Source organism: Microcoleus sp. B4-C2, from assembly GCF_036705265.1.
Taxonomy (GTDB): domain Bacteria; phylum Cyanobacteriota; class Cyanobacteriia; order Cyanobacteriales; family Microcoleaceae; genus Microcoleus.
Genome location: NZ_JAUBUB010000042.1, coordinates 1 through 11,915, shown reverse-complemented (window position 1 = coordinate 11,915; position 11,915 = coordinate 1). Strand labels below are relative to the sequence as shown.

The 11,915-nt window shown below is 45.0% G+C and carries 9 protein-coding genes; 5 read left to right on the top strand and 4 right to left on the bottom strand.

Annotated features, from left to right (window positions below; translation table 11 throughout):
- Positions 1-25 precede the first annotated feature (25 nt).
- The 3 genes from QUB20_RS14225 (at position 26) to QUB20_RS14215 (ending at position 3,051) form a co-directional block, all read left to right on the top strand.
- Positions 26-148 (top strand): hypothetical protein, encoded by a 123-nt coding sequence (locus tag QUB20_RS14225; protein WP_333250265.1) that lies wholly within the window; start codon positions 26-28, stop codon positions 146-148.
- 48 nt (positions 149-196) lie between these two features.
- Complete coding sequence (locus QUB20_RS14220; protein ID WP_333250263.1) at positions 197-865, top strand: DUF1361 domain-containing protein; 669 nt, start codon at positions 197-199, stop codon at positions 863-865.
- A 221-nt stretch (positions 866-1,086) separates the two neighbouring features.
- Entirely contained in the window at positions 1,087-3,051 is a 1,965-nt protein-coding gene (locus QUB20_RS14215) for an ABC transporter ATP-binding protein/permease (RefSeq protein WP_333250261.1), read from the top strand.
- A 440-nt stretch (positions 3,052-3,491) separates the two neighbouring features.
- Here the strand turns inward: QUB20_RS14215 and QUB20_RS14210 are convergent, their stop codons facing one another.
- The gene (locus QUB20_RS14210) at positions 3,492-4,817 is read right to left on the bottom strand and encodes a transposase (protein ID WP_333250259.1); all 1,326 of its coding nucleotides are present in this window, start codon (positions 4,815-4,817) and stop codon (positions 3,492-3,494) included.
- A gap of 286 nt (positions 4,818-5,103) precedes the next feature.
- Between QUB20_RS14210 and QUB20_RS14205 the strand changes: the two genes are divergently transcribed.
- Complete coding sequence (locus tag QUB20_RS14205) at positions 5,104-6,768, top strand: NB-ARC domain-containing protein (protein WP_333250257.1); 1,665 nt, start codon at positions 5,104-5,106, stop codon at positions 6,766-6,768.
- 67 nt (positions 6,769-6,835) lie between these two features.
- On the opposite strand, the gene QUB20_RS14200 is transcribed toward QUB20_RS14205, so the two are convergent.
- Positions 6,836-8,566 carry an NAD(P)H-quinone oxidoreductase subunit 4 gene (locus QUB20_RS14200; protein WP_333246324.1) on the bottom strand — a complete coding sequence of 577 codons (1,731 nt, stop codon included), beginning with the start codon at positions 8,564-8,566 and terminating at the stop codon, positions 6,836-6,838.
- A 487-nt stretch (positions 8,567-9,053) separates the two neighbouring features.
- Between QUB20_RS14200 and QUB20_RS14195 the strand changes: the two genes are divergently transcribed.
- Positions 9,054-10,217, top strand: coding sequence for a transposase (locus QUB20_RS14195; RefSeq protein ID WP_333291424.1), 1,164 nt, complete (start codon positions 9,054-9,056; stop codon positions 10,215-10,217).
- 1 nt (position 10,218) lies between these two features.
- Here the strand turns inward: QUB20_RS14195 and QUB20_RS14190 are convergent, their stop codons facing one another.
- Together QUB20_RS14190 and QUB20_RS14185 are read right to left on the bottom strand one after the other, a co-directional pair.
- On the bottom strand, positions 10,219-11,229 hold the full coding sequence (locus tag QUB20_RS14190; protein WP_333057740.1) for a J domain-containing protein: 1,011 nt from the start codon (positions 11,227-11,229) through the stop codon (positions 10,219-10,221).
- Positions 11,230-11,640: 411 nt separating this feature from the next.
- Positions 11,641-11,915, bottom strand: a 275-nt coding sequence (locus QUB20_RS14185; protein WP_333250255.1) for a hypothetical protein, incomplete at its 5' end; no start/stop codon positions are given.

The following is an 11,915-nucleotide window of genomic DNA, read 5'->3' as shown; positions in this document are numbered from 1 at the left end:
AACCTTTAATTGTATAAAAATTGACATGATGGGATTAATCCTGGAAGCCCTGCAAGCAATGGGACACAATGTCCGCTGGATGTCTTGGAATTTGTTTTTGGGTTTAGTGCCGCTGGGCCTGAGTTTTTGGCTGTTCCGCAAACCTTGATCGCGCTGGCTGCTGTGGGGTACGGGCTTTCTCCTAGGCGCTACTTTTTTGTCCAGTACGCGCCCTGTTTTTGCGTATCTGAGGCACATAGTGCAAGATGTGGGCAAAACTTACGTTTTGGGGGCGATCGCGATTACACTGGCACTGATGGCTGTAGACATCTGGGTACTGCGGCAGCGCGGAGTTCGCTCTCTCCGGTGGTGGGGCGGTTTTTTCTGGTTTATCGCATTTTTACCCAATGCGCCCTACGTTTTAACTGATATCATTCACCTGATCCGCCAGATTAAAGAGGGGAACTCGGTGTGGACTGTGACTCTGGCTTTGATTCCCCAATATCTCGCGTTTATGCTGGCCGGGTTTGGAGCTTACGTGCTGTCGGTGATGAATTTGGGTTACTATTTGAAGCAACAGGGTTTGAGTAGATTTATCCTGGTAACGGAGATAACTATACACGCACTTTCGGCGATCGGCATTTATTTAGGGCGATTTATCCGCTTCAACACTTGGGACATTCTGACTAACCCCGATGCGCTGGTTAACAGTGTAATGAACGATTTGATAGGCAAGCGTCCGGTTTTAGTAATGGCTGTCACTTTTGTAGTAATTGCTGTTTTGTATTGGCTAATGAAACAAGTAATTTTAGGGATTAGCCAACGATTTTACAGCAGTAAATTGCAGTCGGACTTGGCCGGCGATAGCGCAACTTCTTCCAGCTAGAGCGATTTGAGATTTGAGATTAAAGAATTGATTTAACAGATGAATATAAGAGCTTGAACAAAGCTCCCAAATTTTTGGTCTCCACCAGTTAACTCGGAAAACCAGTTTCCGTCTCTGGGTGAGACAAATTTTTTCGCAAAACTCCGACATAAATTACTGCTGCCGTTTGTCACAATAGTTGATATGTTAGAACAGTCAAAGTAGTTTTGTAAACAGCAAAGATGAATCGATTTGACCGTCAGTTGTGGCAGAGATTTATTGCGATCGCTCAACCTTACTTTTATCCTTTAGAGCCTGGGGGCGGCAGAATATTTTTAGGATTAGTGGCGCTGTTGTTGATATTTCTGTTCGCTGCGATGTTTGTACTCGTCAGCGCTGTATGTTTGGGTACTCAAGTCTTATTTCCCGAATTGGTCAATAGTATTGCAGCCGGCTTAGTTACGTTGTTGAAAGGAATTATTAATTCGCCCGCAATTGCGATCGTGGCTTTAATGTTAATTCTTCCTTTCAGCGCTTTTGTCTGGTTCAAAGACAGATTGACACCGCACTGGCAGCCCTGGGCTTTATTGACTTTGCTGCTGTTTTTGTCGCTGTCAGTCAGTGGTATGAATGTAATAATTAGTTACGTCGGTAACTTTTTTAACACAGCACTAGCGAAGAAAGACCAGCTCAATTACTGGAAGTATCTGTTTGTGTATGCAGGGGTTTTTATAGTCGGCACTCCCATTGTGGTAATTTACCGGTATACCGAAGATAAATTGGGTATCTACTGGCGGGAGTGGATGACTAATAAGTTCCTCGATAAGTATTTTCAGAATCGGGCTTATTACGAAATAAATTTACACAAGGAAATCGACAATCCAGACCAGCGAATTTCCGAAGATGTCCGCTCTTTTACCCGGACAAGTTTGTCATTTATGCTGATCATCCTGGGTTCAATAGTTAATATTATATCTTTTACTGGTATCCTGTGGTCTATCTCAAAACAACTTTCGATTTTTCTGATTATCTATGCTATTGTGGGCACGACAGCTACTCTAGTTTTTGGTCAAAGATTAGTACCTCTGAATTTCGAGCAACTTAAAAAAGAAGCAAATTTTCGCTACGGACTGGTTCACATTCGCGACAACGCCGAATCTATTGCTTTTTATGGAGGCGAGGAGCAAGAATCATTTCAAATAAAGCAGCGATTTGTGGAAGTATTCCGCAATTTTAATTTGCTAATTGGTTGGCAGCGGAACTTGGATTATTTCACAACTGGATACGGATATGCTGTTGTGATTATTCCGGCTTTGTTTCTGGCTCCTGCTTACTTTGCCGGCCAAATCCAGTTTGGAGATATCACTCAAGCTGGTTTTGCTTTTAGTCAGGTTTTGCGCGCTTTTTCTGTGATTGTAACTCAGATTGAGCCGCTGAGTTCTTTTGCCGCTAGTATCAATCGTTTGACTGTATTTACAGATACTCTGGAAGCGAAAAAAGCGGTATCTCGTCCTGGAGGAACTGCTATAGATGTAGTAGTAGATTCTCAGTTGACACTGGAGCACGTTACTTTAGATACTCCGCAGCATCAAAAGACTTTAATTAGGGATTTGTCGGTAGCAGTGCAGCCCGGTGAAGGACTGTTAATTGTCGGTCAAAGCGGTGCTGGAAAGAGTTCCTTGCTGCGGGCAATTGCGGGTTTGTGGGACGCGGGAACGGGCCGTTTGGCGCGGCCAGAATTGGGGGAAATGCTGTTTTTGCCGCAGCGTCCTTATATGATTTTGGGTAGTTTGCGATCGCAACTTTTGTATCCCCATACCAGTAGCGAGGTTGATGAGGAAAAATTGCGCCGCGTTTTGGCATCAGTAAACTTAGCAGATTTGCCGGACAGATTGGGCGGTTTTGATGCGAATTTAGATTGGGGCGAGATTTTGTCGCTGGGAGAACAGCAACGTTTAGCTTTTGCTAGATTGTTATTGACGGAACCGAGATACGCTATTTTGGATGAGGCGACAAGTGCTTTGGATTTGAAGAACGAGCAACATTTATACGAGCAGTTGCAAGCCACTAAAACTACGTTTGTGAGTGTCGGCCACCGAGTGAGTTTAGTGAAATATCACCAGCAGGTTTTGGAACTTATGGGCGATGGGAGTTGGCGGGTGCTTTCTGCCCAAGAATACCGCGCTACTGCGACAATTTTTGGCTGATACAGCGATGCTTTCAAAAATTGTAAATTTACCTGGTTTTTGGTTTGCAGTGGGTTGTGGTGCGGTGGGAGATTTATGGTTGGGTGCTATAAATTAAGCGCCGTGTCTCCACCCATCCTACAATAGGTTATACAGGTAGGGAGATAGCAACAATTTATGGCGATAAACTTCCCGTTCCTCATACCATCTTAGATTAAATAATTAAAGAATTGAATAATTCAATAATTGAATAATTGGGAATGACTGATTGTGTATTGGTTTGGAGTACGGGCCTAGAGGTGTATTTTTTAAACTGGTATCACAATCGATAATTGGGTTTGACACTCCGGGCGCCTGAAGGCGCGAGGATTCTTGAGAAATTTCTGACTCAATATCCCTGTTTGCAGGGTTCCCAAACTCATCACGTTTGCTCGCCCGGCGTGATGATCTCTTTTGGGCGTTTAGGTGCAAGCACCAGGTTTCGCGGAGTCCCCGCGTACCAATTTCAAAGCTCGATCTCTAATCGTTTTTGCTGCACCGATATCGGCGTGTTCGTGGTAGCCGCATTTAGCACAGATGAACTTTTCGCCATCTCTGTTTGACTTGTCGATATTGCCACAATTCCGGCATTCTTGGCTAGAGTGCTTGGGATTAATTTTGATTACGATTTTTCCTTGCTTTACAGCCAGATACTCAATCTTCAAAATTAATTCACCCCAACCTGCGTCAGAGATAGAACGGTTTAAACCTTTCTTCTTTGCTTGCCCATTTTTCAGAAATCTACCTGTTTTCTCATCAAGTTTTACTCGGCAGCGGCGCATCATTCCCGATATATTCAAATCCTCCAAAGCTATGCCATCAATCTTGCGATCCACAATTTTCTTGGCGACTTTCCAGTGGTGAGCTTGACGTTTATCGCTAATCTTTTGGTGTAAAAGCCCCACTTTCTGAGCTGCTTTTTTGCGGTTCTTGCTACCTTTAGCTTTTCGACTGACTCGTCGGGACCTGATTCTCAGGGTGCGTTTAGCTTTCTTCGTAGTTGAGAACTTGGGATTTTCGATTTGAGATCCATCTGACAGATGGACTAATTTAGTGATTCCCATGTCGCATCCAACTATTTTGACGACATCCTTGAGAGGTTTTGTAGTGTAATCGGGAACAGATTTGTCCTCAATGCGGAGCGATACGTACCAGCCATTTTGCCGTTTTCTCACGGTACAGGCTTTAATGGTAAAACCGATGGGAATCGGACGTGAGCTGTGAAAACGCATCCAGCCCAACTTAGGTAAATAAATTTTGTTACCTTGTATTTTCACCCCCATCACAAAAGTGAAGGATGTAAAGTTGCTGCGGTTCTTGAACTTGGGAAAACGCCGACCTTCAAAAAAGTTCTTGTAAGCAGTGTCTAACCGTTTGACATTTTGCTGTAGAACCGTTGAGTCTATTCCGGCAAACCAAGGTCTAGCCGCTTTTAACTCTGGCAGTGCGGTAATTTGAATGTCGCCTGGGTTGCGTCGAGGGTTTTTGATTTTGCCGTCTTTATCTATTTTTTCGATCTTCCACGGCGATCCAGTTGCACCGTTTCTACTAACGCAACTGGTTAACGGGCAAGCTTCACTTTTTGTCCTAATTTCGCAATAGTTTCCTTGTAGGAACTGTTGGCTGTATTGAGTAATTCTGTCATTCAGACACCAGTTGTAGTGACTCCGCAACATATCTACCCAATTGGACATTTTTAAGTCTTGCGTTTGATTTTGGCGCAACTTGTACACATAGTTGGTTAACAAGTCTGAATATCCTTTTTTTAGCTATTCTTAAGGTACAAGGGAATTACTTGTTTAACTACATTTGTTACATATCTTTATTAGAATAACTCAAGGGTTTATACTTTTGCCCACAAAAAGCAGTCCTAGAAGGACGGGGTTTTAAACCCATTTTTTTTGATAAATATCTAAAACTGCCCAAACAACAAAAAGCAAGCTGAACGTTGGTAGATTCGATTCAATTGCTCTCCCGCGAGAACTCACACAATATAATAGAAGATAGATTTTTAGTATAGACGAGATTCCTACCTTGACTACTCCGATTCCTCAAAACTTTGTGCAAACGATCGCCAAACAACGCGGTGTCACAGATGCCGAGTTAGAAACTGTGTTTATGGCTCTCGACGGTCAATCTACGGCGACGATCGCAACCAAGCTTGGCATTAGCGACATCGCCGTTCGCAAAAGACTAGGCGAAGTTTACAAAAAGTTTCAGATCGGGGGGAATGGCCCTGGAAAGCTTTCGGAATTGAGGCATCAGTTGCTGTTTTCATACCACATCGATCAGGGAACGAGCGATTTTAGTGGAGGTAAAGGCTCTCTATTGAAGATGGCCATCGGACACCGACAGGAAGATTGGGGCCAAGCACCGGATGTTTCGGTTTTTTACGGACGGACTGAAGAATTAACTACTTTAAAGCAGTGGATTGTATCAGATAATTGTCGCCTGGTAGCGCTGCTTGGTTTGGCTGGTAGCGGCAAAACAACTCTGTCGGTGCAGTTGGCAAAACAGGTACAGAATGAGTTTGATTTTGTGATTTGGCGATCGCTGCGATCGACACCCGCACCATCCGACTTCCTAGGAAGCTTAATTCAACTTTTTTCTAACCAACAAAAACCCGATGTGCCGTTAGGGGATCTCGCCCCTACGGGGGCTACGCCAACGAATAGGATCGACCTCAACAGCAAAATTTCGCGCTTGGTCGAGTATCTGCGAAAACACCGCTGTCTGGTAATTTTAGACGATTTTGAAGCGGTTCTCAAACCCGAAGAATTAGCGGGACACTATCGCGAAGGCTACGAAGGATATCGAGATTTAATTGTGCGGCTCGGTGAGGTCAATCACAATAGCTGTTTACTGCTAGTTAGTTCGGAAGAGCCTACGGAACTGGCTTTGCTGGCGGGAGAAAAAGTGCGGTCTTTAAAACCTGCTATTTCCGAGGAAATAGCGCGGGAAATTTTCCAAGAAAAAGGTTTGTCGCCTCAAGATCGAGAGTTGGAAATCTTGTTATCCCGGTACGGAGGCAATCTGTTAGCCTTAAAGATTGTAGCGACAACAATTAACGAGTTTTTCGAGGGGAATGTTTTAAAGCTTTTGGAAGCTACGGCGTTATTTATTGAAGAACATATCAGCAATTTGCTGGCGCAACAGTTCGATCGAATGTCGAGTTCAGAACAAGAGATTGCCGACTGGATTGCTATTGCTCAAATCCCGATTTCCCTGGCGACTTTGCGAGAGCAGATGTTGGTCAATTCATCGCTTTCGGATTTGCTAAAAAATCTCGATTCTCTAGGTCGTCGCTCGCTGATTGACAAAATTAGTGAGGGCGGGGAAACTGTTTTTATGCTTCAGCCTTTGATCGTGCAATATGTGACGGATAGATTAGTCGATCAGATTCGAGCGGAGGTTTTGGAGACGGTTAAGACCCAAGGAATAGAAAGAATGCGGCTGTTGAAAACTCACAAATTGAGCATCAACATTGCTAAACGGAAAGGGGATAAAGGCGAACCAAGTCGCTCTATTTTAGCATTAGTAAAAAATCGGTTGCAAGTGTTGTTTGTGAAGACGACAGGCTTTGAAGAACCGCTAAATATCTTGAAAAAAGTAGCCTCTGATCTCGATGATAAATCGATTCTTGAGGTGGGATATGCTAGGGAGAATCTGGCGCAGATTATTTCAGAAATTCAGCGATAAGAAAAAAGCGATCGCCCTTTGACAAAAGCGATCGCCCAATTTTCAACAAAAACAGAGTTCGAGAAAATTATTTGACAATGCCAAAAACCGATGCAGATTCAGCCCCTGTAATTTTGTCCAAAGCAGGCGATTTTTGAGCTTGGGCAATTTTGGGAACCAAAAGTTGATTCGCATAAATCCGAGGATTTTGTTGAGCAATTTGGATGTAAGATTGGCGGACTTCTGCGTTGACTGCGACAGTCTTGGCATCGTAGACTTGCATCGCCATGTTGGGATAAAAACCAATGCCGACAATCGGTATCAAAAAGCAAAATGCGATCGCCACTTCCCGAGGTTTAGCATCAATAAACGGTGCATCACCCGGCAAAACGCAACTATTACCGAAACAAACCGCTTCATCCAGATTGTTTCTCTGATTCTGCAGATTTAGATCCTCAAGGTCGCAAGCCGCTAGTGTCCCACAGTTGTAAAATAACTGTCGCAGCATCGAGAGCAAATAAATCGGCGTCAAAATCAGTCCCACTGCAGCCAGGAACACTGTCACCGCGCGGAAAGAACCGCTGTACATATCGCTAGTTGCGACGCCCACAAACACGGACAATTCGCTAGCAAAACCGCTCATTCCGGGGAGTGCCAAAGATGCCATCGCACCTACGGTAAACAAAGCAAACACTTTCGGCATGACTTTTCCAATCTCGCCCATCTCGTCCATGATCATTGTATGGGTGCGATCGTAAGTAACGCCAGCCAGGAAAAACAATACTGAGGCGATTAAACCGTGGGAAATCATTTGCAACAGCGCCCCGTTGATTCCCAAATCCGTGAAGGAAGCAATACCCAACAACACGAATCCCATGTGAGAAATCGACGAATTCGCTAGGCGGCGCTTCATGTTCGATTGGCCGAAGGAATTCAGCGCGCCGTAGATAATATTGACTACGCCGAGCACCGCCATAATCGGTGCAAAGTAAACGTGTGCTTGGGGAAGAAGTTCCAAATTCAGCCGAATCAGTCCGTATCCGCCCATTTTCAGCAATACGCCGGCCAGAATCATCGAGACGGGAGAAGATGCTTCACCGTGGGCATCAGGTAGCCAAGTGTGGAAAGGGAAAATCGCCAGTTTCACACCGAAGGCAATCAGCAATCCCGCATAAAGCAGTAATTCTAAACCCAGTGGGTAGTCCTTCAAGCCAAGTTCTACCATGTCGAAGGTGGGGGTGCCTCCGCCGTAGAATGCCATTGCTAAGGCAGCTATCAAAATAAAAATGGAAGCGCCTGCGGTGTAAATCAAGAATTTGGTAGCTGCGTAGCGACGGTTTTGTCCGCCCCAAATCGAGATTAGCAGGTACACCGGAATTAGTTCTAGTTCCCAGACAATGAACAGCAGCATGATGTCTTGGGCGACGAACACTCCTATTTGTGCGGAGTACATCACCAGCATCAGGAAGTAGAAGAGTCGCGGCTTGCGATCGACTTCCCAGGCTGCAAAGATTGATAGCGTCGTCACCAATCCCGCCAACAGTACCAACGGCACTGACAGTCCGTCAACGGAAACAGACCAGTTGAGACCTAAAGAAGGTATCCAGGAATATTGCTCTACGATTTGGAAAGTAGAGATGCTTGGATCGTAATGAGTCCAAAACACCCAGCACATTAATACAAAATCTGCAATACCTACGCCTAGGGCATACCAGCGAATGGTTTTGCCGTCTGTATCGGGCAGAAAAGGGATGGCGAGGGAAGCTAGGAGGGGTAGGATGACAATTGCGGTCAGCCAAGGAAATTGATCCGCTATCATATTGAGAATAAATACTTAGTTGGAAGTTACCAAAATTATAATACTAAATTTAATTAAAACTTAAGATTTATTCATAAATATTTTTTATATCCCGATAAACGCGGATAAAAATATCACGAATTGCTACACACGTCAAGGGTTATTCGATTTTTGATTTTCGATTCAGGACTTACGAACAACAAAATATAGCGTTTTGTAGGCGCAATCTGCCTGTGGTTGCGCCTATTCTGGTAGAGGGTTGGTTAAAAGTGGAGTTTTTCATAGGGCGGAGTTGCTCTGACCGATAGTTCTGGTAGTTTCTCGATGGGATGGGGCGGGTTTATCTGATTTGTCGGTGGGTGTCATATATTTCGGTGAACCCGCCCCTTGCAAGCTCCAAGTAACGCCTGAGCATTCCATCAAAATTGATGCAACCCTTCAGGCATTCGCTAATGCTTGTGAATACGTGAATCAAACTGTGCCGCCAACTCTGACAAATGAATTGGCGATGCAATCTGCAGGTATAAGCTGTTGTGCATTTAAATTGTATGTTGAGGGCGGGCAAGATGCCCACCCCACAAAAGTGAAAATTTATCTTACCCTGCAATTTAAATGCGGATTAGCTTATCACAATGTCAGAGAGATGTTTGGACTTTCGGCGCAGTTGGCAATCCATGCTATTAGACGGGTTTCTGGTAACAGAAAAACAGCTAAAAAAGATGGGAAGCCTGTTAACAAATTTGCTCCTACTAGCGTCACTTACGATACCCGTATCTTTTCTTTTAGGGAAAAAGATTGGACAGTAAGTTTGACTACTACTGGTGGTAGGGAACGGTTTGTACTGGCTATCGGAAACTACCAACTTGGATTGCTGAAAGGTCAAAACCCCAAGACTGCTACTTTGTGCAAACGCTCTTATGGTAGTTACTATCTTAATATTCAGCTTGAATCTCAGCCAGCAGAGCCTCCACCTTGCAATCAAGTTTTGGGTTGTGACTTGGGTAGGACTGATATTGCGGTCACTTCTGATGGAGATACATTTAGCGGCAAACAAATTACAGAAGTTAGAAACCATTATGCCAAGTTGAGAGCAAATATCCAGCGAAAAGCCACGAAAGGCACGCGCAGCACTCGGCGTAGATGTCGAGAATTGTTGAAACGGTTGTCGGGCAAGGAAAAGCGCTTTCAGACCTTGGTAAATCACACTATCAGTCACCGTATCGTAACCAAGGCTAAGAACAAAAATCAAGTTATCGCTTTGGAAGATTTGACGGGAATTAGGGAACGCACAAATCAGCAGCCACGCTCGCAGAAAGAGCGGAGACTTAGTAATAGCTGGGCGTTCTTTCAGTTGCGTCAATTCCTCATCTACAAAGCTATAAAGCATAGCGTAAAGATTCTGTTTGTTGAGCCTAGATACACCAGCAAAATGTGCCACAAGTGCAATCACATTCATCCTGTAAAGGGTGAGTCTTATAGGAATGGCAAAAAGTTCGCTTGTGGTCATTGTGGATGGAAAGGTGATGCCGACTTAAACGGCAGTAAGAATATTGCTGCTATTGAGGCTTTCGTAAATAAGCCCGAAGGTTCGAGATTGTTTTGCAAGGTGCAAGATCATTTCAGGGCTATTGAAAGCCCACACTGTAGCTGTACTCAGGTCCGTGCTGGGTAATTTACAGCACCATCTGATTGAGATTACTGCGAGGATTAAAAGTGCGATTTGCTTTGATTTTTTCATAGCATTCGCGTTCTACACTGCTAATTTCTTTCGGTGGCACGATCGCAATTTTGACCAACAAATCAGTCCGCTCGTTTTTCTTCGGTTTCGGCCATCCCTTGCCCCGCAACCGCAAAGACTGACCCGAACGAATCCCGGCTGGAAATTTCACAGTGATCATACCTTCAGGCGCCGGCACTTCAATTGAAGATCCCAACACCGCTTCGTCGGGAGTTATCGGCACTTCGCAGACCAAATTCTCTCCCTCAAACTGGAAGAAAGCGTGAGGCAAAACTTCTAATTTTAGGTACAAATCTCCCTGTTGCTTCGTGTACGGGTCAACTTGACCTTTGCCTTTTATCCGAATTTTGCTGCCGGTTTTCACTCCTGCTGGAATCGAAACTTCCCCCGTGGCGACTCGCTTAGAAGTTCCCCGAAATGCTTCCCCCAAAGTCAGGGAAATGGCGACCTCGGTGTCGAGAGAGCTTCCTGCGGTGCGATTTTCGTACCCCGCGAAATCTTCAAATCCGCCAAAACCTGTGGGCCCGCCGCTGGTGCTGCGGTAGTTGCTGTAATTCCACTTGGCGTTGCGGGCACTACCAGGACTACTACCTGCGCGACCTAACAAGGCATTGATAAATTCGTCAAAACTGCCGTACTCGCTGAAGTCAACCCCGCCAAAGTCTACATTCGTACTGCCCCCGCCCGGCCATCCGCCTGGAGTTGTGGCAGCTTGCTTCCAGTATTGACCGTATTGGTCGTATTTTTTGCGTTTTTCAGGGTCTGAGAGCACTTCGTAAGCTTCGTTTACTTCTTTAAAACGAGCTTCTGCTTCTTTGTTGCCGGGGTTCATGTCCGGGTGATATTTGCGGGCTAGTTTGCGGAAAGTTTTTTTAATTTCGTCAGAACTGGCAGTTTTGTTGAGTCCCAAAATAGCGTAATAGTCTTTAAAATCTGTTGCAGCCATTAAGCAATCCCCTCTTTATTAGTTGTTATTTGTTAGTTGTTAGTTGTTAGAAAGAATAAATCCCAAATTAGCCGCAGGATGGCGCATTAGTATAATGCCAGTAGCAGAAGTGCCTGCGGCATCTCATTCAAATTATAGGTTATCAAAGGTTTGGACTCGATCGAGTTCGGTTGTTGCTTGGCGTTCGATCGCAATTTCCGCACTCCCCTGCTGTTTAAGATTTTATAGCATTCGCCTCTCTCGTGCACAAGGGAGCCAGAGCAGCAGCCTCTAGAAATGCTTTTGGCATTCGACAGTAAAAACAATGCTTTCATCAATTAAGAACGTCCTTACCCTATGTGCCGTTGCTATACCTGTGAGCTTGGAGACGGTGAAACTCCTGTGGCGAAAACTTTTGGGGAGTTATGAGGCTTAGGGCTTTCGGGAGGCGGCAGCCCGATTGAGGTGAGGGGGGAAAGCTGCTGCTGTTGCGGGTGCGAGCCCAGGAGGGTTGACTTGCGCGGACGATCGATCTTTTTTTGGTCTTTTTTTCCGGGGCGCTGTGCGATGGCTACGCCCCGCCTTACGCCTACAAACTTTTAGATCGAAGCTCGATCGCCCACTCCAAATCTTAGGATCGCGAATTAAATAACTTACAATTTTAATTGTTATTGTGGGATGGGCGTCCCGCCCGTCCAAAAAGGACG

Coding starts and splice junctions, on each gene's coding strand:
- QUB20_RS14200 (WP_333246324.1), bottom strand. CDS start 8,566: ATGATAGCGGATCAATTTCCTTGGCTGACCGCAATTGTCATCCTACCC.
- QUB20_RS14195 (WP_333291424.1), top strand. CDS start 9,054: ATGCAATCTGCAGGTATAAGCTGTTGTGCATTTAAATTGTATGTTGAG.
- QUB20_RS14190 (WP_333057740.1), bottom strand. CDS start 11,229: ATGGCTGCAACAGATTTTAAAGACTATTACGCTATTTTGGGACTCAAC.
- QUB20_RS14225 (WP_333250265.1), top strand. CDS start 26: ATGATGGGATTAATCCTGGAAGCCCTGCAAGCAATGGGACACAATGTC.
- QUB20_RS14215 (WP_333250261.1), top strand. CDS start 1,087: ATGAATCGATTTGACCGTCAGTTGTGGCAGAGATTTATTGCGATCGCT.